We start from the raw sequence: 25,804 nt of genomic DNA, 5'->3' as shown, positions 1-25,804 counted from the left end.
ATATTTTTGATGACAGGTTCCGTCATCTCTGGTTACAGTTGTCGGTGTGGGGGACTTCTACGGAATCGCAGAGATCGCTGACGCCATGGGCCTCAGCCGGCAGCTGGTGGCCGTGTGGCGCAAGCGTCGCTCGCACGGCATCCCGGAGCCGGACGCCGAGCTCGCGTCCGGCCCGATCTGGCGCCGCGAGACCGTCGAGCCGTGGATCGAGCGGACCCGAGGACGGCTCGGCCTCGCCGGGGCGCGGGAGTCGGCGAGCCGGAGTCTGCGGCTGCGGACGTGTCGCCGGGTGCTGCGGCTCGCGGCGCTGATGCTGGAGGAGCCCCAGCGGCCGCGGGTGCTCAACGAGGCGGCGGACCAGTTGCGCGACCTGATCCACGAGATCGACCAGACCGCGGACGACGTGGTGGGCGCGCTGCTGCGGGAGCTCGTCGAGCCTGTGCGCGACCCGGACGTGCCCGCGGAACTGCTGCGGGTGCCGGTCATCGAGTCGTTGCCGCTGGTGACCGCCGTCGCACGGAACTCGCCAGACTGGTGACCAGCGCGGCCAGTGCCATGTCGGCGTGGGCGTCCCACATGTCGCCCTGCTGACCGTTGTAGGCCACTTCTGCCGCAGGACCGCGGTCACGCACACGCCGTACGCGAAGTGCACGGCTCAGCGGGCCACGGCGGGTCGATCCACATCACCGCGACCAGTGCTCCGAGCGCCCCCAGCAACCACCGCTGCCCCCGTGTCATGGGGGTTTTATATCTGGATTTATATATCAATGAACCTTGCTAAAGGTTTATTGATACGCGTACGGTGGTGTCATGACCGACGCTCGCATCACCGACCCCAAAGCGCTGCGCGCCCTGTCGCATCCCTTCCGGTGGAAGCTGATCAAGCTCCTCGCCGAGGAGGGGCCGCGCACCGCGACCCAGTGCTCGCAGAAGCTCGGGGAGAGTGTCGCGAGCTGCTCGTACCACCTGAACATGCTGGCCAAGTACGGGTTCGTCACCGAGGTTGAGGGGCCTGGGCGGCAGAAGCCGTGGCAGGTGGTGAGCAAGCGCCAGCAAATCTCGTCCGTCGGGCTCGGCACCGAGGCGGCGATGGCCGCGGAGGCCGCCTCGATGGCGTACCTGGATCAGGAGTTCGAGGAGATCCGGAACCGCCTGCGTCAGCGCGAGCACCTGCCTGCCGAGTGGCACGAGCCGTCCGGCACGGAAGGCGTGATCGCGTTCCTCACTGCGGCGGAGCTCGCTGAGCTCAAGGCGGAGTTGGAGAAGGTGGTCCTGAAGTACGACGACCGCCGGACGGATCCGTCGCTGCGCCCCGAGGGCGTCCGGGCGGTGCGGTTCTTCCTGGCCACGACGATCGCACCCGAATAGCAACACGAGACCGAGGGGATTTCCCGTGCTGTCACACGACCAGGCGTTTGCTATCGCGAAGCAGAAGCAGTTCGACCTCGAAGCCGACGCGGCTACGCAACGGCTCGTCAAGGCGCCCGACAACGGCGTGAAGCGCGAAGGCAAGGCCGGTGGAGGCTTACTCGCCTCAGGGTCTCGCCGCTGGAGGCTGTTCGGGCGCGTTCGACCGGCGTAACGTGTGACCTCGCCGCCGCTGAAAAGGTTTTCACCACCTTTCATCGGGAGGCATGCGTGTTCCGGAGACTCGGCCTGGCGGTGGGAGCGGCGCTGTTGGCCACGACAGTGCTCGCAGAACCAGCCCAAGCGGCGGACTTCAACGTCAAGGACTACGGGGCCGTCGGCAACGGCAGTGCCAGCGACACGGCGGCCATCGACAGGGCGATCACGGCGGCGAACGCGGCCGGTGGCGGGACGGTCCGGTTCCCGTCCGGCACCTACCGCTCGCCCAAGTCGATCCACATGAAGAGCAACGTCACGCTCCAGCTCGACGCCGGCGCGACGATCATGGGGGCGAAGGGCGCCGGCTACGACAAACCCGAGCCGAACCCCAACGACAAGTACCAGGACTACGGGCACAGCCACTTCCACAACGCGATGATCTGGGGCGACCGGCTGACCAACATCGGCTTCGTCGGCTCCGGCACGATCGACGGCGGCGGCGCGCTGATCACCGGCAACCCGGACAGCGGTGAGGCCGACAAGATCATCTCGTTGACGCGCTGCGAGAACCTCACCGTCAGCGGCATCAAGCTGCGGCGTGGCGGGCACTTCGCGATGCTGATCAACGGGTGCAGGAACGTCGTCTCCGACCGCCTGACGATCGACACCGCGAGCGACCGCGACGGCTGGAACGTCATCAGCACCACCAACGTGACGATCACCAACGGCAACTTCGCGGCCAACGACGACGCGCTCGCGTTCAAGAGCGACTACGCCCTAGGGCAGAAGCTGTCCAACGGCAACGTGAAGGTCTACGACACGAAGCTCAGTGCCAAGTGCTGCAACGCGTTGATGTTCGGCTCCGAGACGTGCGGTGACTTCACCGGCTACGACTTCCAGCGCATCGACATCAAGGGCTCCAACAAGTCCGGGCTCGGCCTCGTGTCGATGGACGGGTCGGTCATCTCCGACGTGCACTACCGGGACATCACCGTCAGCGGCGTGCGGTCGCCGATCATGCTCAAGGTCGGCGCCCGCAAACGCTGCGGCAACAGTCCCGGCGTCGGCACGATCCGCAACATCACCTACGACAACATCACCATCAACGGCGCCTCGCCGTCGTTCAGCCCGACGATCATGGGCGACGTCGACGGCCACGTCACCGACGTGACGTTCACCAACGTCAAGATCAACGTGCCCGGCGGCAACGGCACGACGTCGACGAACCCGCCGAGCAACGACCGCAAGAACTACAACCCGAACAGCATCGGCACCAGGCCCGCGTACGGCTGGTACGTCCGCTACGCCGACCGCATCAGGTTCCAGGGCGGCGGCGTCTCGTTCACCAGCGACGACGGCCGTCCTGCGGTGATCGCCAACAGCTCCAGCGACATCACGTTCGACGGCTTCGGCTGGGAGCGCGGCAGCAAGAGCCCCGCGGACTTCGTCTTCCAGAACGTCAACGGGTTCTGCGTGCGGGGGAGCGGGTCGCCGCGCGTGACGGCGACCGGCTCCACCGAGAAGTGCTAGGCAGCTTCCAGTCGCACGATGACCGACTTGGAGGTCGGCGTTCCCGAGATGTCCGCCTTGGAGTCCAGCGGCACCAAGGGGTTCGCCTCCGGGAAGTACGTGGCCACGCACCCGTGCGCGGTCGGGTAGGAGACGATCCGGAACGACTCGGCGCGGCGTTCCACGACGCCCGTCGGGTCGTCCTTCCACTCCGACACGATGTTCACCATCTGGCCGTCGGTGAACCCCAGCTCCTTGATGTCGTCGGGGTTCACGAACACCACGCGCCGCCCGTCCTTCACGCCGCGGTAGCGGTCGTCCAGGCCGTAGATCGTGGTGTTGTACTGGTCGTGGCTGCGCAGGGTCTGCATGAGCAGCCTGCCCTGCGGCACCTCGATCACGGTCAGCTCGTTGGCCGTGAAGTTCGCCTTGCCGGTCGTCGTCGCGAACTCCTGCGAGTCGCGCGGCGGGTGAGGCAGCACGAAACCGTCCGGCTGACGCACGCGCGTGTTGTAGTCCGTGCAGCCCGGCACCACATGAGAGATGTGCTCGCGGATGATGTCGTAGTCCTTCTCGAACTCCTCCCACGTCACCGGGTGCGACGAACCGAGCACCTTGCGGGCGAGCCGGCAGATGATCGAGACCTCGGACAGCAGCTGGTCGGACGCGGGCTTGAGCCGGCCGCGGGAGCGGTGCACGACCGACATCGAGTCCTCGACCGTCACGAACTGCTCGCCGGAGTGCTGCACGTCGCTTTCGGTGCGCCCCAACGCGGGCAGGATCAACGCGGTGCGGCCGTGCACCACGTGTGAGCGGTTGAGCTTCGTGGAGACGTGCACGGTCAACGAGCACTGCTCCAGCGCCTTCTCGGTCACCGGGGTGTCCGGGGTGGCGCTGACGAAGTTGCCGCCCATCGCGATGAAGACCTTGCCGCGGCCGTGGCGCATGGCGTTGATCGCGTCGACGGTGTCGAAGCCGTGCTTGCGCGGGACCGGGATGCCGAACTCGTTCTCCAGCGCCAGCAGGAACTTCTCCGGCATCTTCTCGTAGATGCCCATGGTCCGGTCGCCCTGCACGTTCGAGTGGCCGCGCACCGGGCACAGGCCCGCGCCCGGCTTGCCGATCATGCCGCGCAGGAACATGACGTTCGCGACCTCGCGGATCGTCGGCACGCTGTGCTTGTGCTGCGTCAGGCCCATGGCCCAGCAGGCGATCGTGCGCTGCGAGTCGACGAACATGCCGGCGACCCTGGTGATCTGCTCGCGGGTGAGGCCGGTCGCGGTGAGCACTCGGTCCCAGTCGAGCTCGCGCAGGCTCTCGGCGTAGGCCTCGAAGCCGTGCGTCTTGGAGGCGATGAAGTCCTTGTCGAGCTTGTCCCACGACAGCAGCAGGTGACCGATCGCCTGGAACAGCGCCTGGTCGCCGCCGACCTTGATCTGCACGAACTCGTCGCACAGCGCCGTGCCGCGGCCGAGGGCGCCCGCGACGTTCTGCGGGTTCTTGAACCGCATCAGGCCCGCTTCCGGCAGCGGGTTCACGGCGATGATCCTGGCGCCGTTCTTCTTGGCGTCCTCCAGCGCGCTGAGCATGCGCGGGTGGTTCGTGCCGGGGTTCTGGCCGATGACCACGATCAGGTCTGCGCGGTCGAAGTCCTTGATCGACACCGAGCCCTTGCCGATGCCGATGGTCTCGTTCAGCGCGGAGCCCGACGACTCGTGGCACATGTTCGAGCAGTCCGGCAGGTTGTTGGTGCCGAACGAGCGGACCAGCAGCTGGTAGAGGAACGCGGCCTCGTTGCTGGTGCGGCCCGACGTGTAGAAGATCGCCTCGTCCGGTGACGACAGGGCGTTCAGCTCGTCCGCGATCATCGTGAACGCGGCGTCCCAGCCGATCGGCTTGTAGTGCGTGGCGCCCGGCTCGAGCACCATCGGCTCGGTGAGCCGGCCCTGCTGCCCGAGCCAGTAGTCGGTCTTCGTGCGCAGGCTCTCGATCGAGTGCTCGGCGAAGAACTCCGGCCCGATCCGCCGCTTGGTGGCCTCCTCGGCGACGGCCTTGGCGCCGTTCTCGCAGAACTCCGCCATCTTGCGGTGACCCTGTGGCTCCGGCCACGCGCAACCGGGGCAGTCGAAACCTTCGCGCTGGTTGAGCAGGCGCAACGTCTTGACCGTGCGGCTCACGCCCATCTGCTCGACCGCGCGGTCGAGCGACACGAGCACACCGGGAATACCCGCTGCCCATGTCTTGGGGGTGCTGACTTCGAGCGCGGACTCGTCGACGTCGTGCTGCGGGGGCTTGCTGCTCATGGGGGACCTCCGTGAAGACCTCCACCTTAAGGCGTAGCGGGAACAGTCCCGTATTCAGGCATCACAAGATCAGGAATCCGTGACAACCCAGGCAGATGCCGAGTGACGCCAGGTGGTAGTTTGGGCCCGTTGGTCGAGGCGACTCGACCGGCCTACCGCCGGGCTTGCGGAAAGTCAGGTCTGTGGAGCTTGCGTAAGACCGTGGGCGGCACACCGTCCCTTCGCTGGTGGTTCCAGGCGGCGGCGAGCGGAGAAGCAGAAAGATCTACCCGTGAGGGTGGGATGCCGGGCGTCAGCCATGGCAGAGGTCAAGGGTTCATTCTTCGCTGAGAGAAGAAGTGATCGACGTCGGCGCCGCCAGCGCCCCCGAAGAACGCGGCGGCGTCGCCCGTCACGGGCCCCAAGGGGTTGAACGGTCCGTGACGGTCAATTGTGATCGGGGTCACTCCCGCCCGGCACCTCTGAAAGGGTGATCATTCGCAGGTGTTCTCGGTCGGCATCTGACCGTCCGTGGAGAAGTACCTGCGCCGGTCGCCCGGCAGGCCCTGGTCGGGCTTGGGCGGCTCGACGAACTGCGGTGCGAGGAAGCCCTCCCGTGCCGCCGTGCACGAGATCGAGTACTGGAAGCCTTTGGAGTCCGAGGGCCACAGCCCTTCGGGGGTGATCGCGTACGTCACCTGCTCGCGGACGGCCGCGACCATCTCCATCTGGTCGAGGAGCTTCTTCGGCTCCGGCGGCTCGAACGCGTACGCGAACACGTAGTCGGCCGTCACGGCCGGATAGCCGTCCTTCTCGCCGAGGGTCATCTTCCCGGACACGCGGATGCCGCCCGGCAGCAGTTTCGTGCCCTGCTTGAGGCGGGTGGTCCAGCCGGGCAGGTTCTTCGCGACGTGCTCGCGGACCTCCGGCGCCAGCATCGCGAGGAACCGGTCGGGCTTGTGCTCGTTGAGCATGGCCGGGTCCATCCGGGACGCGATGAGGGCCTGCCGCACCTGCTCGTACGCCGGGTTGGCGTCCGGCACGACGATGCCCTTCTCGCCCTCCGGCCACTGCTCCGCGGGCGTGCTCGCGAACGGGACCTCGACGTTCACGCCCGTGGGAGGCAGTTTCACATCGGGCAGCGAGACCTGGTCGAACCTGCCGGCCAGGTAGAACCCGGACAGCACGCCGCCGATGACGAGCAGCGCGATCCCGGACACGATCTTGCCGCCGTGCCTGCGCAGCCGTGCCTGCCGCCGCTGCCTGCGGATCTCGCGTTTCGCCCGCCTGTTGGCCGCGCGGATCCACGCCGCGTCCTTCAGATCGGGATGGTTGTCGATGTCGTACTGCACGTGCCCCCCAGGAAAGCTCCGATACGACCTCACACGTTCGCGGGCTCCTGCGGGTTGCCACCGCGTTAGCAGGTATCTCGTTTCAAGTCGATACCCCCGGCTCCGTAGACTCGTCAGCTGTGACTGAACTCGACACCGCAACCCAGCGTCCTGACCTCCCCGCCGCGTGGACTCCGGCGGAGGTAGAGGCGGAGCTGTACCAGCGGTGGGTCGACCGGGGCTACTTCGAGGCGGACGTCAAGAGCGACAAGCCGCCGTTCACCATCGTCCTGCCCCCGCCCAACGTCACCGGCAGCCTCCACATGGGCCACGCCATGAACCACAGCGTGATGGACGCGCTGACCAGGCGCCGCCGCATGCAGGGCTACGAGGTCCTGTGGCTGCCGGGCATGGACCACGCCGGCATCGCGACCCAGAACGCCGTCGAGCGCGACCTGGCCAAGCAGGGCCTGTCGCGGCACGACCTCGGGCGCGAGAAGTTCGTCGCGCGCGTCTGGGAGTGGAAAGAGGAGTACGGCGGCAAGATCCTCGACCAGATGAAGCGGCTCGGCGACGGCATCGACTGGTCGCGCGAGCGCTTCACCATGGACGAGGGGCTGTCGCGCGCCGTCCAGACGATCTTCAAGAAGATGTACGACGACGGCCTGATCTACCAGGCCGAGCGGATCATCAACTGGTGCCCGCGCTGCCAGACGGCGCTGTCGGACGTCGAGGTCGACCACAGCGACGACGACGGCGAGCTCGTCTCGATCCGCTACGGCGACGGGGAGAACTCGATCGTCGTCGCGACCACGCGCGCCGAGACGATGCTCGGTGACACCGCGGTCGCCGTCCACCCGGACGACGAGCGCTACCAGCACCTCATCGGGACCGAGGTCGAGCTGCCGCTGACCGGTCGGCGCATCCCGATCGTCGCCGACACGCACGTCGACCCGAAGTTCGGCACCGGTGCGGTCAAGGTCACGCCTGCCCACGACCCGAACGACTTCGAGATCGGTCAGCGCCACAACCTGCCGAACCTCACGATCATGGACGGCCGCGCGACCATCACCGCGCACGGCCCGTTCGAGGGGCTCGACCGGTTCGAGGCGCGTCCGGCGATCGTCGCCGCGTTGCGCGCGGAGGGCCGGATCGTCGCGGAGAAGCGGCCGTACGTCCACGCCGTCGGGCACTGCTCGCGGTGCGACACGGTCATCGAGCCGCGGCTGTCCCTGCAGTGGTGGGTCAAGGTCGAGAGCATCGCCGCCAAGGCGTCGGCCGCCGTCCGCGACGGACGCACCAAGATCCACCCGGCCGAGCTGAACAAGCGGTACTTCGACTGGACCGACAACCTGCACGACTGGTGCATCTCGCGTCAGCTGTGGTGGGGGCACCGGATCCCGGTCTGGTACGGCCCGAACGGCGAGGTCGTCTGCGTCGGACCGGACGACCAGGTTCCCTCCGGCGAGGGCTGGCGGCAGGACGAGGACGTTCTCGACACCTGGTTCTCGTCGGGCCTGTGGCCGTTCTCGACGCTGGGCTGGCCGGACTCCACCGAGGACCTGCGCAAGTTCTATCCGACGTCGGTTCTGTCGACCGGCTACGACATCCTGTTCTTCTGGGTCGTCCGGATGATGATGTTCGGCCTGTACGCGATGGACGACGTGCAGCCGTTCGACCACGTCTTCCTGCACGGCCTGATCCGGGACCAGTACGGCAAGAAGATGTCGAAGACCAAGGGCAACGGCATCGACCCGCTGGACTGGATGGAGCGCTACGGCGCGGACGCCACCCGGTTCACGTTGCTGCGCGGCACGAACCCCGGTTCGGACATGGCCGTCGCCGAGGAGTGGGCCGCCGGTTCCCGCAACTTCACCACGAAGCTGTGGAACGCCACCCGTTTCGCGCTGGCCAACGGCGCGACGGTCGCCCGTCCGCTGCCTTCACGTGACGAGCTGACCGCGGCCGACCGCTGGATCCTCGACGAGCTCGACGCGTTGGTGTCCACTGTGGACTCCAACTTCGAGGCGTTCCAGTTCTCGCGTGCCTGCGAGGCGCTGTACAGCTTCACGTGGGACGAGTTCTGCGACTGGTACCTGGAGATCGCGAAGGTCCAGATCGCGGACGGCCGCGCCGAGGCCACGCAGTCCGTCCTGGGCCACGTCCTCGACGTGCTGCTGCGCCTGCTGCACCCGTCGATCCCGTTCATCACCGAGACGCTGTGGACCGCGCTGACCGGCGAGGAGTCGCTCGTCGTCGCGGCGTGGCCGAAGGCGTCCGGTGCCGAGCGCGATCTCGACGCCCTGGCGCAGATCGAGGGCCTGAAGAAGCTGGCCACCGAGATCCGCCGGTTCCGTTCCGAGCAGGGCCTCAAGCCGGGACAGAAGGTCGTCGGCAAGGTCCGCGGCGCGTGCTGCGTCGGCCTGACCGACCAGGTTCCCGCGGTGCGTTCGCTGACGCGCCTGACCGAGCCGACTGCCGAGTTCACGGTCTCGGCGACGCTGGAGGTCGGCCTGCCCAAGGGCGCGGTGAGGGTCGAGCTGGACCTGTCCGGCGCGATCGACGTCGCGGCGGAGCGCAAGCGGCTGGCGAAGGACCTGGCCGCGGCGCAGAAGGAGCTCGAGGGCACGACGAAGAAGCTGGGCAACGAGGCGTTCCTCGCCAAGGCGCCCGCCGACGTCAAGGCCAAGATCGAGGAGCGCAAGGCCACGGCCGAGGCCGACATCGAGCGGATCAACCAGCGCCTGGCCGCGCTGCCGGAGGCGTAAGCACAGTGGACACGAACCTCGACGAGTTCCTCGACGTCGAGAACGAGCTCAACGAGCGGTGGCCCGAGACCAAGCTCGAGCCGTCGCTCGACCGGATCAAGGCGCTGGCGCACGTGCTGGGCGACCCGCAGACGAACTACCCGGTCGTTCAGCTGACGGGCACCAACGGCAAGACGTCGACGTCGCGCATGACCGATGCGTTGTTCACGCGCATCGGTCTGCGCACCGGCCGGTACACGAGCCCGCACCTGCAGCTCGCGACCGAGCGGATCAGTCTCGACAACCAGCCGATCAGCCCGGAGCGCTACGTCGAGGTCTACCGCGACATCGAGCCGTACGTCGCGATGGTCGACTCGCGGTCCGAGATCCGGATGAGCAAGTTCGAGGTGCTCACCGGCATGGCGTACGCGGCCTTCGCGGACGCGCCGGTCGACGTCGCGGTCGTCGAGGTCGGCATGGGCGGCACGTGGGACGCGACGTCCATCGCGGACGCCCGCATCGCCGTGCTGACGCCGATCGGGCTGGACCACACCGAGTACCTGGGCAACCGTCCCGAGGACATCGCGGTGGAGAAGGCCGGGATCATCAAACCGGGCTCGGTCGCGATCGTCGGCGAGCAGAAGCCCGAGGTCATGAAGGTCATCCTGGAGCGTGTGGCCTCGGTTGACGCGACGGTGGCCCGTTTCGGCGCTGAGTTCGGCGTCGTGTCGAGGTCGGTGGCGGTGGGCGGCCAGCTGATCACGTTGCAGGGCCTCGGCGGCATCTACGAGGACATCTTCCTGCCACTGCACGGCGAGCACCAGGCGGCCAACGCCGCGCTGGCGCTGGCGTCCGTCGAAGCGTTCTTCGGCGCGGGCCCGGACCGCCAGCTCGACGTGGAGGCGATCCGCGAGGGCTTCGCCACCGTGATCAACCCGGGCCGCCTGGAGCGGGTCCGGTCCGCACCGAACGTGTTCGTCGACGCCGCGCACAACCCGCACGGCGCCGCGGCTCTGGCACAGGCTCTGGAGTCGGAGTTCGGCTTCCGCAAGCTCGTCGCGGTAGTGGCCGTGATGTCCGACAAGGACGCCGAGGGCATCCTGTCGGCCCTGGAACCGGTCGTGCAGGAGCTGGTGATCACCACGAACTCGTCCCCGCGCGCCATGGACCCGGACGTCCTGGCGGGTCTGGCCGTGCCGATCTTCGGCGAGGACCGCTTCGAGGTGCGCCCGCGCCTCGTGGACGCCGTGGAGGAAGCCATCCACCTCACCGAGGACGAGCTGTCCGGCGGCGGCGTGATCGTCACCGGCTCCGTCGTCACCGCCGGCGAGGCCCGTGCGCTGTTCGGAAAGGAGCCGGCATGACCACCCCGGCCCCTCTGAAGAAGGACCCGCTCAAGGCGTTCCGGGGCATCATGGCCGGCACGTTGATCCTCGAGGTCATCGTCGTGGCCCTGGCGCTGCCGGTGATCGCGAAGCTGCACGGCGGCGTGGGCACCCTGGTGGGCTGGGTGGCGTTCGGCTTCATCGCGGTGTTCATCGCGATGTGCGCCTTCGTCCGCCGCCCGTGGGCCATCCCCGCCGTGGTGGCGCTGCACGTCCTGCTGATCGCCACGTGGTTCCTGCTGCCCGCGCTGGGCGTGATCGGCGTGATCTTCGCCCTGGTGTGGATCTACATGCTGTGGCTGCGCAAGGACTTGCTCAAGCGGATGGCGGAGGGCAGGCTGCCCGCGCAGCAGGCGGATCAGGCCTCGTCGTAGGCCATCAACGCGTCGATGGCGAGCCGCACCCGCCGCTCGGCATCGGCGTGGTCCGCAACGCCCTGCGAGTCGCGGAAATAGCGCCACAGCTCCAGGTTCCACACCGAGCCGTGGCCGGGGATCTCGACGGTGTACTGGATCCGCTCGCTGCTGTCGTCGCTCAGCTTCGCGTTGCGCGTGGCCTTCCTGCCCCGGTACTCGGTGACGTCGCCGAGCTCGTTCGGCTCGACGAACCAGTCGAATGCGGGGTTCCCGGGCTCGTAGGGCGAGAGATAAACGGAAAGGCTGTTGTAAATTCCACTCGCCTTGTGCCCACGAACCACAATTTGGCAGTAGAACTTGTCCGTGACGACCCGCGCGACGTCAGCTGATCCCAATACCCCCGCGAGAACGTCGTCTTTGAGCGCGTCACACCAGTAATAGGGACCCCACTCCAGCCCCTTGCCCGTGCCGGCGTCGTCGTTGTTGATCCGCCGCACTTCCGCGAACGAGTGAGGTTCCGGCGCCGCCCACCCCAGACACCGCGAGTCCTCCATCGCAATCACCTCGGCGCAGTCCTGCTGAGGACCGGTGCCGGGCGCAGGCGGCTTGATCTTGGGAGCCGCGACCGGCCTTGGCTCGGAGCAGGCGGCGAGCAGCATTGCGGCACTGACGAAAAGCACCAAAGAACGACGCATGCCGCACTTCGTACCCTTAGTCGTCGCAATGCCGAGGTGACACTTCGCCTGGTTCACCCGATCGTGCTTTGAAACCGGGACGAGGGCCGTGGCCTGGCGCTATGCTGCAAGGCGCACGAATCTGCAGGGGAGGCACTGGGGATGAGCGGAACCAAGGTCGATCTCGACACGCTGCGCGCGGCCATCAAGGAGTACGAGGCCATCCGCGAAGAAGTCCGGAACGCTCAGCTGACGGGTGATGCGCTCGTCAAGGTGCAGTCCGCCGGCAAGGACGTACCGAGTCAGGTGTATGCCCAGGCAGCGGTGACTGCGGGCCGAATGCACCTGAAGTCCAATCAGCAGCTGGTGGACGCCCTCACCACTCGCATCGACAACCTCACCGCCACTCTTCAGCAGTACGAGCAGACCGAAGAGGGCAACAAGGCCAATCTCACTCCGAAGGACTGAGCTGTTGCGCATCCGAACCACTGTCATCGGTATCGCGGCCGCACTCGCCGTACTGAGCGGCTGCACCGGTGGTGGCACCACCGGCACGCCCACGCAGACGTCGACGAACACGTCCTCGTCTTCAGGAGACACCACCCCGAACGGGGCGCCGAGGGTCAAGACGCCGCTGGCGTATGAGCGCTTCGAAGCCGACCCGTGCTCGGTGGTGACGGCGGCCCAGCTGGAGGCGCTGGGACTGCCGGGGATCAAGGGGGAACTCAACCCCAGTGCGCCGGGCAAGTCCTGCATCTGGCACGGCAGCAAGACCCCTAGCAAGGCGACCCCCGGCATCGTCTTCCTGCAGGGCGTCGAAGGACTCGACGCCCTGTACGGCGCGAAGGCCAACATGGAGCTGTGGGAGCCGCAGCCACCCATTCAGGGCTTTCCGGCGGTGTTGAACTCAGCCGCTGATTTGCGGGCGTCGGGCAACTGCTCGCTCGATGTCGGCATCACGGACAAGCAGGTTCTCTCGTTCCTGATCCAGACCGACAAGGGCGGCACGAGGTACTCGGAACCCTGCGCTGCCGTCACCGACTTCGCGAACCAGGTCATCACGACGATCAAGGCAGGTGCGAAATGACAGCGCCGAACTGCTACTCCGAGGACAACACACGCGCGGACGCACTGTCCGGTCACCAGATCTACTCGTTGATGACCTCCGGCCCAGGCACGACCAGCACGCAGATCGCGTCCGACAAGGCCGCTGAGCTCGAGCGCTCCTACGCCGGTGTCGAGGCTCGGCTCAAGCGCGTCGGCGAGACGCTGGGCGAGGCGTGGGTCGGCACGAGCTCAGATGCCGCCCAGGCGGCGGCGAACCCGATCCACCAGGCCATGGTGCAGATGCAGGACTCGCTCCGTCAGGCTGATCACTCGCTGTCGAACCAGGTCTACCAGTTCAACCACAACAAGTCCCAGCTCAAGAACATGCCGGGCAGCAAGCCGGACACCGGTTTCTGGGACGACGTGACGCCGTGGGACACCGACGCCGAGGACGCGGCCAACCAGTACAACAGCGACGAGTCGCACAACCGCAAGATCTACACCGAGTTCCAGGGCGCTGCCCGCACGAACAAGGGTGAACTGCCGCAGCAGTTCCCCGGCGTCACCGCCGACAACCTCGACATCGAGGTCGTCGAGAACAACGATGGCGGCGGCGTCAACAACACGAACACGAGCAACACCGGCCGCCCGTCCGGCAACACCGGCACCGGCTTCCCGAACCCGACCGGTTCCCCGCAGGGCCCGAACGGCAACGGCTGGACCCAGCCCGGCGACCTCAACGGCGGCCGCACCGACCTCAGCTGGGCCGGTGGCGGCGACGGTGGGGGCGGCGGTGGTGGCAACAAGCCGGGTGACGTCGGTGGCGTCAAGCCGCCCGCCGGCAACGTGATCGACCGGCCGCCGAACGCGGGCATTCCGCCGATCGGGGTGCCCGGTGGTCCCGGCCTGGGTGGTCAGAACACCGGTCGCGGGCCCGGTGGCGGTGGCAAGTCCGGTGGCGGGCCTGGTGGCGGTGGCAAGTTCGGTGGCGGGCCCGGTGGCGCCGGCAAGATGGGCGGGCTCGGCGGCACGGGTACCGGTAGCGGTACGAGTGCTCAGCAGCCCGGCGGCAAGTCCGGTGTGTTCGGTGGCATGGGCGAGCACGGGCCCAACGCGGGCGGTCGTGGTGCTGCCGGTGCTGCCGGTCGTGGTGGCGCTGCCGGCATGGGTGGCATGGGTGGTCAGGGGCAGAAGGGTCAGGGCGAGGACGACCTCGAGCACAAGTCCGCCGACTACCTGATCACCGAGGAGAACACGAACGAGATCATCGGTGACATGCCGATGGTCGCACCGCCGACGATCGGGGGGTGAAGTGCTGCGATCGTCCATTCAGCTGTCCGACCTCGCGTTCGACGTGCTGTGGAAGCAGGAGAAGCTGGGTGACTACCACCCGGCGCTGCACGTCGACTCGCCCGGTGAGACCGAGGACGAGCGTGCGGTCATCGAGCGCGACGTCATCGGCGAGCTGCGCAGGGTCGGGCTGGACCACCCGGACGTTCGGGGCACCCTGCACCTGATCGCCAAGGCGGACAGGGACTACTCGGCGTGGATCGCGGTCACGCCGAGTGAGACCAAGCCGGTCGTCGTCGCGGCGAACGGGCAGCACGGTGTGCTCGCCGTGCACGACAACGGGTTCGTGCAGCTGCACCCGATCCGTCCGGAGAACGCGCCGGAGGTCCTCGCGATGCAGCTGCCGGACGTGCCCGCGGGCCGGGGTGCGTCGATCAACGTGCACGCGTCCGAGATCAACGTGCACCAGCCGGGCAAGGCGTCGCCGTCGGTGTCGCTGCGCCAGCTGCTCGCCCAGCCCCGCAAGGGCACGGCGAAGCTGTACGCGGCGAAGCGCGGTGCCGAGGGCAGGCAGCGGGCCAAGACCTTCCTCACCACGATCGACTTCGAGGACGGCCGCTGGCTCGTGGTCAAGTACACCGACCAGAACCACCAGACGTGGGTGCACGCCACGCCCGCGTCGCGTCAGATCATCACGGACTGGCTCCAGCGCCTCACGTGATCGTGTGACGGTCGAAGTTCACTTGCGGTTTCAGTGCTGGTCAGACCAGCGGACTAGAAACCGCGCATGACCTTCGACCGTCGCACGTTGTTCAAGGCAGGCGCACTCGGCACGGCCGCGGCGCTGGTGCCGTCCGGCATCGGCCTCGCGCAGACCGGCCGACCGATCCTCACCCACGGCGTGCAGTCCGGCGACGTCACGCGGGACGGTGCCATCGTGTGGACCCGCGCCGACCGCCCGTCCCGGATGCTCGTCGAGGTGTCCACCGACCCGAGGTTCCGCCACGCCCGGTGCGTCCGCGGTCCGTTGCTCACGCCGGAAACCGGTGGCACCGGCCAGGTCAGGGTCACGAGCCTGCTGCCGGGCCGTCCCGCCTACTACCGCGTCACGGCAGAGGACCTCGACGGACGCACCTGCAGCGAACCCGTCACCGGCAGCTTCACCACCGCCCCGCTCGGCCGCGACGACGTGCGGTTCGTGTGGTCCGGTGACGTCGCGGGTCAGGGCTGGGGCATCAACCCCGACATCGGCGGCATGCCGATCTTCAAGGCCATGGCCGACCGCCGCCCCGACTTCTTCATCCACAGCGGCGACAGCGTCTACTCCGACGGCCCGATGAAGGAGTCCGTCACGCTCCCGGACGGCCGGATCTGGCGCAACGTCGTCACGCCGGAGAAGTCCAAAGTGGCCGAAACGCTCGACGAGTACCGCGGCCAGTTCGCCTACAACCTGCTCGACGAGAACCTCAAGCGCTTCGCCGCCCAGGTTCCCGTCTTCGCACAGTGGGACGACCACGAGGTCACCAACAACTGGTATCCCGGCGAGATCCTCGACCTGCCGCAGTACACCGAGAAGCGCGTGGACGTGTTGGCACAGAGGGCTTTCCAGGCGTTCCACGAGTGGATGCCGATCGACCGGCACAAGGCTGTCGACGGTCGCGTGTACCGGAAGTTCTCCTACGGTCGCAACGTCGAGATCTTCGTGCTCGACATGCGCACCTACAAGGACAAGAACACCTCGCCCAAGGACCAGCCGGGCGTGATTCTCGGTGCGGCACAGGCGAAGTGGCTCGTGGACGCGCTCTCCCGCAGCACCGCCACGTGGAAGATCATCGCCGCGGACCTGCCGATCGGCCTCACCGTGCCCGACGGCACCGACATCGAGGGCGTCGCGAACGGCCTGCCCGGCGCACCCAACGGTCGTGAGCACGAGATCGCGTGGGTGTTGCGGGAGCTCAAGAAGCGGCGCGTCCGCAACACCGTGTGGCTCACCGCGGACGTCCACTACACCGCCGCGCACCACTACTCGCCCGAGCGTGCGGCCGTCGGCGACTTCGACCCGTTCTGGGAGTTCGTGTCCGGCCCGCTGCACGCCGGCGCGTTCGGCCCGAACACCCTCGACCCGACGTTCGGCCCCGAGGCCGTCTTCGTGCACGCCCCGCCGGCCGCCAACACCACGCCGCTGGACGGGTTCCAGCACTTCGGCGAGGTCCAGGCGGGCCGGGACGAGCTCACGGTCTGGCTGCGTGACGCGACCGGCGCTTCGCTCTGGTCCAAAACGCTGAGGGCGGCCTGACGGTCGCAATAGGGTCGGTGCGTGCCCATCTCGTTCGACACCACCGGCTTCCGTCAGCTCGGCCAGCACACCTGGCAGCACGCCAGCGGTGACCAGGCCGAGCTGACCTACTACAACCTGGTGCCGGACCTGCCGGCCGGGCTGGACGACCTGCCCAAGCTCAGGCACGACCTCGCGCTGATCCACGGCGAGAGCGGCTGCCTGATCGAGGCGCACGTCGTCCAGCTCGCCGGAGTGCCGGCGCTGCTGCGGATCGTCAAGATGCCGCTGCCGAACCAGCCGAACGGGCAGATGTTCCTCTGCTCCTTCACCGTGCCCAAGGCGAACTGCAGCGCCGTGCTGCAGCTCGGGGCGGTGGAGCGCGGGACGACGGGCCTGCGCGAGGCGATGCTGATGGCGGAGATCGGGTTCGACCAGTGGGTGAAGCCGCACCCGTACGCGCCGGAGCTGCAGGGCGTGCTGCCGTTCCACGCGGGCGACGATCCGCGCCACGACTCGAGGTTCCCTGACCACCCGTTGTCGCGCGTGCGCGCGTGGGCGCACCACGTCGTCCGCACGGCACGGCTGGACCCGCAGTTCGCGTCGCTGCCGCCGTTCCAGGTCCAAGCGCCGCCACCGGTAGCACCAGGTCAGACCCTCGTGACGGCACTGCCCAGCCTGCCGGTCAAGGACTTCGTCGGCTTGCAGATCGGTGAGCAGACCACGTACTGGCGCATGACCGACCCGAAGCTCAAGGAGATGCTCGGCCGCGGCCTCATGGGCCGGTCGCCGCTCGCGGAGACCAGGTTCCGCGACATGCTCATGATCGACGTCGAGTCCGGCGAAGCGATGATCCCCGACCGCTTCACGACCAACGGCAACATGACCGCGCACGGCACGCATCTGGTTCAGGTCACGCTGCCCGAAGCGGATGCCCAGCTCTCCGACGACGACGTGAAGGAAGCCTTCGCGTGGGCGGGCCGGATGGCAGCGGTGGCGGCGGAACGCGGTGAGTACCTCTCCCTCGAACCGGTCGAGAACCAGGGGGAGCAGGCGAACCCGCACGTACTGCTCGCCGTGCAGCAGCACGAGGGACAGCCGGTCGTCATCGCCCAGTTCTCGCCTCCGCCGACGGAAGGACCGCTCGCGGGGTCGCCGAGCCGCAGCGCGCCCGCGACACCGGAGTCCGTCGAGGGCATCGGCCTGATCGCCGGGATGGCGGTCAACGAGTGGCGGTCGCACCCCCTCCGGATGGCGATCACTTACAGGCGCCCGGCAGGCTGATCGCAAATATTTGCAAGGCCCGACGTATTGTTTCCCGCTCTTTCTCGTGGTTTCGTGCAGCAACCCTGCAAGAAGTTGCGACAAGGAGGTCGCGATGCGTCGGGTCGTCGCCGCGCTCGCTGCATTCGTTCTGCTCCCCCTCACACCGGTCCAGGCCGTTGCCGCACCGAAGCAACGCCTCGCCGTGGGCGAGGTGGTGGACATAGCGCCCGGTGTGCGCGACGGGGACGCGAAACTCGCGTTGCCGCCCAAGCGCGACGACCTGCGAGGTGAGCGGTTCTACTTCGTGATGCCCGACCGGTTCGCGAACGGTGACCCCGGCAACGACCGCGGCCGCTCCACCGCCGCCGAGAACGGCTTCAACCCCGCTGACAAGGGCTTCTACCACGGCGGTGACCTCAAGGGCCTGCGCGGGAAGCTCGACTACCTCGACGGCATGGGCATCACGGCGATCTGGATGACGCCGATGTTCCTCAACCGCTGGGTGCAGGGCGATTCCGCCGGCTACCACGGTTACTGGACCGTCGACTTCACCAAGCTCGACCCGCACTTCGGCACGACGCAGGAGATGCGCGACCTGATCCGTGACGCGCACCGGCGCGGCATCAAGGTGTTCTTCGACATCGTCGCGAACCACACCGCCGACGTGATCAAGTACGCCGAGGGCAAGACCCAGTACGTCAGCACGGGTGCGCAGCCGTACCTGGACGCCGACGGCAAGCCGTTCGACATCGCCGAGTACGCGGGCCGCAAGGACTTCCCGAAGCTCGACGCGTCCAAGTCGTTCCCGTACACGCCGGTGAAGCAGGGCCCGACGAAGTTCCCGTTGTGGCTCAACGACTCCACGCTCTACCACAACCGCGGTGACTCGACGTTCTCCGGTGAGTCCAGCGAGCAGGGCGACTTCTCCGGTCTCGACGACCTGATGACCGAGCACCCGCGCGTGGTCAACGGCATGAAGGACATCTTCACCAGCTGGATCGACACGCTCGACATCGACGGCTACCGGGTCGACACCGTCAAGCACGTCAACCTGGAGTTCTGGCAGGCGCTCGCGCCGCACGTGAAGCAGTACGCGAACCGCAAGGGCAAGAAGGACTTCTTCGTGTTCGGCGAGGTCTTCGACTCCTCCCCGGAGAACACCTCGAAGTACACGACCGCGGGAAAGATGCAGGCCACGCTCGACTTCCCGTTCCAGAGCAGCGCGCTGAGCTTCCTGTCCGGCAAGGGTGCGCAGCGCCTCGGTGAGGTGCTGCTGGACGACGACCGCTACACCGACGCCGACTCCAACGCCTCGTCGCTGCCCACGTTCCTCGGCAACCACGACATGGGCCGCATCGCGTGGATGATCCGCAACGACCGTCCCGGCATCTCGGACGCCGAACTGCTGGAACGGCTCAAGCTCGGCAACCAGCTGATGTACCTGTGGCGCGGCAACCCGGTCGTCTACTACGGCGACGAGCAGGGTTTCGCGGGCACGGGCGGCGACAAGCTGGCACGCCAGGACATGTTCGCCTCCAAGACGCCGGAGTACGTGGCGGAGAAGCTGGTCGGGTCAGATCGAACTGGTGCTCAGGACAACTTCAACACCTCGCACCCGCTGTACCAGCAGCTCAAGGCACTCGCGGCCCAGGTCGACCGCGACCCCGTGTGGCGTGACGGCAACCAGGTGCTCCGGTACGCCGACGGTGACGTGTTCGCGTTCAGCCGCATCCTCGGCCGTGAGCACCTCGTCGTCGCCAACGCGGGCACCTCGCCCGCGACCGTGACCGTGCCGGTGTCCTCGGCGGCGTTCGAGAACGCGCAGGTCCAGAACGGCCGCGTCACGGTGACCGTGCCCGCGCTGTCGACGGTGGTGCTCAAGGGAACCAGCGATGTGACGGCGTCGAAGCCGTCGCCCGTGCTGGTCGCTCCGGCGGCGGGAACCGTGCTGGACGAGCGGGTCGAGCTCCGGGCGGACGGCATCGGCGCGCCCAACGCGGCAGCCACGTTCGCGGCGCGCGTTGAAGGCACCAGCGACTGGACCGTGCTCGGCACCGACGACGCTGCCCCGTACCGGGTTTTCGCCGACCTGTCAGCACTTCCGGGCGCCGCGGTGGGCAAGCGCGTCGAGCTGCGGGTCGTGGCGAAGTCGGGGGAGATCGGTGCGGACGGCGCGTTCGTCTCGCTGGTCGCCGCGCCGCCGGTGCCGGATCCCGGCACGAAGAACCCGGACTGGCTGGTCGTGCACTACGCACGCGACAACTACGACGGCTGGGGTCTGCACGCCTGGGGTGACATCGAGACGCCGGTCGACTGGAACGCGCCGCTGCCGTTCGCGGGGGAGGACTCCTACGGGCGCTTCGCGTGGGTGAAGCTGAAGCCGGGTGCGAAGTCCGTCGGGATCATCGCGCACAAGGGCGACGAGAAGGACACGTCGGTTGACCGGTTCGTCGATCCGAGCGTGACGCCCGAGGTGTGGCTGAAGCAGGGGCAGACGCCGGTGTTCGCCTCGGAGCAGGCGGCGACGGGCAAGGCGGTCGTGCACTACGTCGGTGACGCCACCGGAGCCGTGGTGCGCGTTGCCGGACGGGCGGACGTGCCGTTCACGAACGGTGTTGCCGAGCTGCCGCCGACCACCGACTTCTCGGTGGTGCGCGGCACGACCGTGGAGGCTTCCGGCAAGTTCACGAGCGGCCACTCGTGGGTCGCGAACGGCAGGGTGCACGCCACGAAGGCCGCTGCCGAGAACCGGGCGGTGATCCACTACAACCGCGCGGACGGCGACTACACCGACTGGACGATGTACCACTGGACGGGGTCCGCGGAGCCCTCTCCGGGCTGGAACCAGTCGCGGGTGCCTGACGGGCGGGACGCGTTCGGTGTGTACTGGTCAGTGCCGCTCGCCGCGGGCGCGGCGGGACTGAGCTACATCATCCACCGCGGCGACACCAAGGACCCCGGACCCGACCAGTTCCTCGACCTGGGGCAGAAGGGGAACGAGGTGTGGCAGTTGCAGGGCAACGAGACGTACCTGCTGCCGTCGAACGCCGGTCCGGCTGCCGATGACGACCTGACCAAGGCCAAGGCGATCTGGATCTCCCGCGACAAGGTCGTGTGGGACGTGCCGTCCGTCCAGTCCGACGGCTACCGGCTCGAGTACGGCTCACGGGTGCTGCGGCTGTCTCCCACGACCGAGGAGGTGCCGGCGCAGTTCCCGCACCTGCGCGGCAAGCCGGTGTTCGCCGTGCGCGGGTTCGTCGACGAGGCGTTGCGGGACAAGCTCTCCGCCGTGCACGTCGACGCGGGCGGCGCGATCCGGCACCGCACGGGCGTGCAGATCGCGGGCGTGCTCGACGACCGTTATGCCGCTGCCGCAACGAAACTGACGTTCGGGCCGACGTTCGACCACGACCGCGCGTCGGTCCGGTTGTGGGCGCCGACCGCTCAGAACGTGAAGCTGCGGTTGTTCGACCAGCCGTCCGGCGAACCCCACAAGGTCGTGCAGCTCAAGCGCGACGACGCCTCGGGCTCGTGGACCGGTTCCGGCAACTGGAAGAACAGGTACTACCAGTTCGAGGTCACCAACTGGCAGCGCACGGTCGTGGTCACCGACCCGTACTCCGTCGCCCTGTCGGTGAACTCGACGCACTCGCAGTTCGCCGACCTCAAGGACAGCCGGTCGATGCCCGCCGGGTGGTCTCGCGATGTGGCGAAGGGCATGGGTGGTGCGATCACCGAGCTGCACGTTCGGGACTTCTCGATCAACGACCAGTCCGTTCCCGCGGCGGATCGTGGCACGTACAAGGCGTTCACGCACCGCGACTCCGTCGGCATGAAGCACCTCAAGACGCTGGCTGCCGCGGGCATGGACACCGTGCACCTGCTGCCGACGTTCGACATCGCGACGATCCCCGAGAAGCGCTCGGAGCAGGCCACTCCGGCCTGTGACCTGCCGTCGCTGCCCGCGGACTCGGACCAGCAGCAGGCCTGTGTGGGTGCGGTGGCAGCACGTGACGGCTTCAACTGGGGCTACGACCCGTTCCACTACGACGTGCCGGAGGGTTCGTACGCCACGGCGGACGCGCAGAACGGCTGGGCGCGGTCGAAGCAGTACCGCGAGATGGTGAAGTCGTTGCACGACAACGGCAACCGCGTGGTGGTGGACGTGGTCTACAACCACACAGCGGCGTTCGGCGACGCGCCGACCTCTGTGCTGGACAAGGTTGTGCCCGGCTACTACCAGCGGCTCAACCTCGACGGGTCGGTCGCGAACTCGACGTGCTGCGCGAACACGGCGACCGAGAACGCCATGATGGGCAAGCTCGTCGTGGACTCGGTGGTGCGCTGGGCGCGCAACTACAAGGTCGACGGGTTCCGGTTCGACCTGATGGGCCACCACCCGAAGGCGAACATCCTGGCAGTGCGGGCGGCTCTGGACGCGCTGACCGTGGAGAAGGACGGCGTGGACGGGCGCAGGATCGGCGTCTACGGCGAGGGCTGGGACTTCGGCGAGGTCGCCGGCAACGCCCGGTTCGAGCAGGCGACCCAGGCGAACATGGCGGGCACGGGCGTCGGCACGTTCAGCGACCGGCTGCGTGACGCCGTGCGCGGCGGTGGGCCGTTCGACGACGACCCGCGCGTGCAGGGCATCGGTTCCGGTCTGGCCGGGGACGTGAACTCCTCACCCGCCAACGGTGATGTCGCCGCACGGCTGGAGAACTACAGCGACCTCGTGAAGCTCGGCATGGCGGGCAACATGGCGTCGTACCGGTTCCAGTCGACGGCCGGGCCGGTGGTTTCGGGACGGGATGTTCGGTACAACGGCTCGCCTGCCGGGTACACCGGGCAGCCGTTGGAGGCCATCACGTACGTCGACGCGCACGACAACGAGACGTTGTTCGACGCGTTGACCTACAAGCTGAAGCCCGAGACTTCTTTGGCTGATCGGGTGAAGATGCAGACGGTGGCGCTGGCGCCGGCGCTGCTCGGGCAGGGGCGGCCGTTCGTGCACGCGGGCACCGAGTTCCTGCGCTCGAAGTCGTTGGACCGCAACAGCTACGACTCCGGCGACTGGTTCAACCCCTACGACCCGTCGTTGCGCGACAACGGTTTCGGTCGCGGGTTGCCGCCCAAGGCCGACAACGAGTCGAAGTGGCCGTACGCGAAGCCGTTGCTGGCCGGGCCGAAGCCGTCGTCAGCGGACATGAAGGCCTCGCTGGACGCGACGCTGGAGCTGCTGCGCATTCGTCAGTCGTCGCCGCTGTTCTCGCTCGGGTCGGCCGACCTGGTGCAGCAGAAGGTGTCGTTCCCGGCCGCGGCGTCCGGTGTGATCGTCATGCACGTCGACGACACGGTCGGCCCGGACGTGGACCCGGCTCGGCGCGGGCTCGTCGTGGTGATCAACCCGTACCCGACGGACCAGGCCGTCACGCTGCCCGCAGGTGACTGGAAGCCTGTGACCAGCGAGAAGCGGGCGGGGGCAGCACGTTCGGTCGTGGTGCTCGAAAGGTAGTTGGGCTCACAAATAGTTTTGCTTGCAGATTATTTGGTACCGTAGTGCTCATGGGCACGACGGGGTGTACTGACCTGATGATGCTGCTGCATCTGACGGGACACGCGCTGGAGACAGAGCTGACGGCGAGGCTCGCGGAGATCGGACTGACTCCGCGAGCCCGCTGCGTGTTGTCCAGCGCGCTGGACGCGGATCGCACGCAGTCCGAGATCGCGGACCTGGTCAGCATCGACAAGACGACCATGGTCGTGACGATGGACGCCCTGGAGTCGGCGGGATACGCCGAGCGCAAGCCGTCGCCGTCGGACCGTCGTGCGCGCGTGGTCGTGGTGACCGAGCTGGGCCGGGAGATGGTGGCGAAGGGCGACCGGGTCGTGGCCGACGTCTACGAGAGCGTCCTGGCTTCGTTGCCCTCCGACGAGCGAGATGGCCTGGTCAAGGGCTTGACGCGCCTGTTGGAGGGCCGCCTGAGCACGCCGATGCCGTGTGAGAAGCCGCCGCGCAAACGTGCTCTGCGTCATGCAGTTGGGTAATAGATAGTCCCGTACAAAACTATCTGTTACGGTTCCTCTTATGACATCAGGGGGATCGAAGACGGACTCGCGCTGGCTGGCGCTGATCGTGCTGTGCGCGGGCATGTTGATGATCGTTCTCGATCAGACGATCGTGAACGTGGCACTGCCCGCGATCGAGGAAGACCTCAAGTTCGGCCAGGCCGGGCTGGCCTGGGTCGTGAACGCGTACCTGATCGCCTACGGCGGTCTGCTGCTGCTCGCCGGGCGCTTGGGCGACCTGATCGGGCACAAGAAGGTGTTCCTGCTCGGCCTCGGCGTCTTCACGGTCGCGTCGCTGCTGTGCGGCGTGTCGTTCAGCGCGGAGATGCTGATCGTTTCTCGTTTCGTCCAGGGTGCCGGTGGCGCTCTGGCCACGTCGGTGACGCTGGGCATGGTCGTGACGATGTTCCCGGAGCCGGACGAGCAGAGGCGCGCCATCGGCGTGTTCAGCTTCGTGGCGGCGGCGGGCGCGTCCATCGGCCTGCTGCTCGGCGGCGTGCTGACCGACGCCATGTCGTGGCACTGGATCTTCTTCGTGAACATCCCGATCGGCCTCGTGGCAGCGATTGCGGCGGTGCGGCTGGTGCCTTCGTCCGTGGGGCTGGGCCTGCGCGAGGGCGCGGACGTCCTCGGCGCGCTGCTGATCGTGGCCGCGGTGATGCTCGGCGTGTACACGATCGTCAAGGCGGAGCACTACGGCTTCGGCTCGGTCCAGACGCTCGGCCTGGGCGCCGTCGCGGTGGCGTTGCTGGTGGGCTTCGTGTGGCGCCAGCGAACCGCCGTGAAGCCGTTGCTGCCGTTGCGGGTTTTTAAGTCCCGCAACGTGACCGGCGCGAACCTCGTGCAGATCTCAATGGTCGCCGGCATGTTCGGCTTGTTCTTCCTCGGCACGCTGTACATGCAGCTCGTGCTCTCGTACACGCCGTTGCAGATCGGCCTGGCGTTCATGCCCGTCGCCGGCGCGATCGCGGTGTTCTCGGTGTCGCTCTCGGCACGCCTGAACACCCGGTTCGGCGAGCGGAACATGCTGATCGTGGGCCTGCTGTTCATGCTGGTCGGCATGGTGGTGTTCACGCAGGTGCCGGTGGACGGCTCGTACGTTCCGCACATCCTGCCCGCGGTGGCACCGCTCGGCATCGGCCTGGGTCTGTCGTTCCCGGCCCTGATGTCGCTGGCGATGTCCGGTGCCTCGCACGACGAGGCAGGTTTGGCGTCGGGCCTGGTGAACACGACCGCGCAGGTGGGCGGCGCGCTCGGCCTGGCGGTGCTGGCGACCACCTCGACCACGTACACGTCGTCGCTGCTGGCGTCGGGCGTCGGCCGGCTGGAGGCGCTGACGTCGGGCTTCCACCTGGCGTTCTGGATCTCCGCCGTGCTCGTGGCGGTGGCGCTGGGCCTGGCGGTGTTCGTGCTGCGGCAGGTCTCGCCGGACCGCGAGGCCCAGCCGGTGCTGGTGCACTAGCGGCTTCGCTACCCTGTCGGCACTTCCCGTTCCTGTTTTGCAAGGAGTTGTCCGTCGTGTCCGAGCGCACCCTGGTTCTGGTCAAGCCCGATGGCGTCGAGCGTGGTCTCGTTGGCGAGGTGATCGCCCGCATCGAGCGCAAGGGCCTCAAGCTCGCCGCGTTGGAGCTGCGCACCGCTGACCGTGCCACCGCCGAGCAGCACTACGCGGAGCACGACGGCAAGTCGTTCTACAACGACCTGGTCGACTTCATCACCGGTGGCCCGCTGGTCGCGCTGGTCGTGGAGGGTGTTCGGGCCATCCCGGCGTTCCGTCAGCTCGCTGGTGGCACCGACCCGGTGGAGAAGGCGACGCCGGGGACGATTCGTGGGGACTTCGGGCTGGAGGTCCAGTACAACCTGGTGCACGGGTCGGACTCCGCCGAGTCGGCGGAGCGCGAGATCAAGATCTGGTTCCCGAACCTCTGAGGGTTTTGCTGAACGGCCTCGGCTTTGTGCCGGGGCCGTTTTGTTTTGTGCCGGGTCCGTAGGTGGTCTTGTTGTGTTGGC

Annotated in this window: 20 protein-coding genes; 16 read left to right on the top strand and 4 right to left on the bottom strand. The window is 67.7% G+C overall.

The window, feature by feature from the left end; all coding sequences use genetic code 11:
* Positions 1-46 precede the first annotated feature (46 nt).
* The gene (locus ACFOWZ_RS32705; RefSeq protein ID WP_051783551.1) at positions 47-538 is read left to right on the top strand and encodes a hypothetical protein; all 492 of its coding nucleotides are present in this window, start codon (positions 47-49) and stop codon (positions 536-538) included.
* Here ACFOWZ_RS32705 and ACFOWZ_RS32700 read toward each other — a convergent pair.
* A complete protein-coding gene (locus tag ACFOWZ_RS32700) occupies positions 483-632 on the bottom strand; it encodes a DUF2238 domain-containing protein (protein ID WP_382377819.1) in 150 nt (49 codons plus the stop codon). The genes ACFOWZ_RS32705 and ACFOWZ_RS32700 overlap by 56 nt on opposite strands.
* Positions 633-810: 178 nt before the next feature.
* Between ACFOWZ_RS32700 and ACFOWZ_RS32695 the strand changes: the two genes are divergently transcribed.
* Entirely contained in the window at positions 811-1,368 is a 558-nt protein-coding gene (locus tag ACFOWZ_RS32695) for a winged helix-turn-helix domain-containing protein (protein ID WP_382377818.1), read from the top strand.
* 270 nt (positions 1,369-1,638) lie between these two features.
* Positions 1,639-3,096 carry a glycoside hydrolase family 28 protein gene (locus ACFOWZ_RS32690; protein ID WP_382377817.1) on the top strand — a complete coding sequence of 486 codons (1,458 nt, stop codon included), beginning with the start codon at positions 1,639-1,641 and terminating at the stop codon, positions 3,094-3,096.
* On the opposite strand, the gene ACFOWZ_RS32685 is transcribed toward ACFOWZ_RS32690, so the two are convergent.
* Together ACFOWZ_RS32685 and ACFOWZ_RS32680 are read right to left on the bottom strand one after the other, a co-directional pair.
* Positions 3,093-5,378: an FdhF/YdeP family oxidoreductase gene (locus ACFOWZ_RS32685; RefSeq protein WP_382377816.1), complete on the bottom strand. Its 2,286-nt coding sequence runs from the start codon at positions 5,376-5,378 to the stop codon at positions 3,093-3,095. The genes ACFOWZ_RS32690 and ACFOWZ_RS32685 overlap by 4 nt on opposite strands.
* Before the next feature lie 473 nt (positions 5,379-5,851).
* Complete coding sequence (locus ACFOWZ_RS32680; RefSeq protein WP_382377815.1) at positions 5,852-6,709, bottom strand: hypothetical protein; 858 nt, start codon at positions 6,707-6,709, stop codon at positions 5,852-5,854.
* A 119-nt stretch (positions 6,710-6,828) separates the two neighbouring features.
* Here ACFOWZ_RS32680 and ACFOWZ_RS32675 point away from each other — a divergent pair, with 119 nt between their 5' ends.
* From ACFOWZ_RS32675 to ACFOWZ_RS32665, 3 genes are read left to right on the top strand one after another with little or no spacing between them, the layout of a single operon-like run.
* Entirely contained in the window at positions 6,829-9,456 is a 2,628-nt protein-coding gene (locus tag ACFOWZ_RS32675; protein WP_382377814.1) for a valine--tRNA ligase, read from the top strand.
* Between the two features lie 5 nt (positions 9,457-9,461).
* Positions 9,462-10,799, top strand: a complete 1,338-nt coding sequence (gene folC, locus ACFOWZ_RS32670; RefSeq protein WP_382377813.1) for a bifunctional tetrahydrofolate synthase/dihydrofolate synthase — start codon at positions 9,462-9,464, stop codon at positions 10,797-10,799.
* On the top strand, positions 10,796-11,194 hold the full coding sequence (locus ACFOWZ_RS32665; RefSeq protein WP_382377812.1) for a DUF4233 domain-containing protein: 399 nt from the start codon (positions 10,796-10,798) through the stop codon (positions 11,192-11,194). Before folC ends, ACFOWZ_RS32665 begins: the two co-directional genes overlap by 4 nt.
* Here ACFOWZ_RS32665 and ACFOWZ_RS32660 read toward each other — a convergent pair.
* Entirely contained in the window at positions 11,179-11,928 is a 750-nt protein-coding gene (locus tag ACFOWZ_RS32660; RefSeq protein WP_382377811.1) for a hypothetical protein, read from the bottom strand. The genes ACFOWZ_RS32665 and ACFOWZ_RS32660 overlap by 16 nt on opposite strands.
* A gap of 84 nt (positions 11,929-12,012) precedes the next feature.
* Here ACFOWZ_RS32660 and ACFOWZ_RS32655 point away from each other — a divergent pair, with 84 nt between their 5' ends.
* The 10 genes from ACFOWZ_RS32655 (at position 12,013) to ndk (ending at position 25,723) form a co-directional block, all read left to right on the top strand.
* The gene (locus ACFOWZ_RS32655; RefSeq protein WP_382377810.1) at positions 12,013-12,318 is read left to right on the top strand and encodes a PE domain-containing protein; all 306 of its coding nucleotides are present in this window, start codon (positions 12,013-12,015) and stop codon (positions 12,316-12,318) included.
* Between the two features lie 4 nt (positions 12,319-12,322).
* Positions 12,323-12,937, top strand: a complete 615-nt coding sequence (locus tag ACFOWZ_RS32650) for a DUF3558 domain-containing protein (RefSeq protein WP_382377809.1) — start codon at positions 12,323-12,325, stop codon at positions 12,935-12,937.
* Positions 12,934-14,208 carry a WXG100 family type VII secretion target gene (locus ACFOWZ_RS32645; protein ID WP_382377808.1) on the top strand — a complete coding sequence of 425 codons (1,275 nt, stop codon included), beginning with the start codon at positions 12,934-12,936 and terminating at the stop codon, positions 14,206-14,208. The genes ACFOWZ_RS32650 and ACFOWZ_RS32645 overlap by 4 nt, the downstream gene beginning before the upstream one ends.
* A 1-nt stretch (position 14,209) precedes the next feature.
* Positions 14,210-14,908: an ESX secretion-associated protein EspG gene (locus ACFOWZ_RS32640; protein WP_382377807.1), complete on the top strand. Its 699-nt coding sequence runs from the start codon at positions 14,210-14,212 to the stop codon at positions 14,906-14,908.
* A gap of 66 nt (positions 14,909-14,974) precedes the next feature.
* Positions 14,975-16,483 carry an alkaline phosphatase D family protein gene (locus ACFOWZ_RS32635; protein ID WP_382377806.1) on the top strand — a complete coding sequence of 503 codons (1,509 nt, stop codon included), beginning with the start codon at positions 14,975-14,977 and terminating at the stop codon, positions 16,481-16,483.
* A gap of 21 nt (positions 16,484-16,504) precedes the next feature.
* The gene (locus tag ACFOWZ_RS32630) at positions 16,505-17,746 is read left to right on the top strand and encodes a hypothetical protein (RefSeq protein WP_382377805.1); all 1,242 of its coding nucleotides are present in this window, start codon (positions 16,505-16,507) and stop codon (positions 17,744-17,746) included.
* A gap of 94 nt (positions 17,747-17,840) precedes the next feature.
* A complete protein-coding gene (gene pulA, locus ACFOWZ_RS32625; RefSeq protein ID WP_382377804.1) occupies positions 17,841-23,240 on the top strand; it encodes a pullulanase-type alpha-1,6-glucosidase in 5,400 nt (1,799 codons plus the stop codon).
* Positions 23,241-23,290: 50 nt separating this feature from the next.
* Positions 23,291-23,773, top strand: a complete 483-nt coding sequence (locus ACFOWZ_RS32620) for a MarR family winged helix-turn-helix transcriptional regulator (protein ID WP_382377803.1) — start codon at positions 23,291-23,293, stop codon at positions 23,771-23,773.
* A gap of 40 nt (positions 23,774-23,813) precedes the next feature.
* Positions 23,814-25,256 (top strand): DHA2 family efflux MFS transporter permease subunit, encoded by a 1,443-nt coding sequence (locus tag ACFOWZ_RS32615; protein WP_382377802.1) that lies wholly within the window; start codon positions 23,814-23,816, stop codon positions 25,254-25,256.
* 56 nt (positions 25,257-25,312) lie between these two features.
* A complete protein-coding gene (gene ndk / locus ACFOWZ_RS32610) occupies positions 25,313-25,723 on the top strand; it encodes a nucleoside-diphosphate kinase (protein WP_355555910.1) in 411 nt (136 codons plus the stop codon).
* Positions 25,724-25,804: the final 81 nt, after the last annotated feature.

The sequence above is a fragment of the Lentzea rhizosphaerae genome (assembly GCF_042649515.1).
In the GTDB taxonomy this organism is placed as follows: domain Bacteria; phylum Actinomycetota; class Actinomycetes; order Mycobacteriales; family Pseudonocardiaceae; genus Lentzea; species Lentzea aerocolonigenes.
This window is presented reverse-complemented; position numbering and strand designations above follow the sequence as displayed.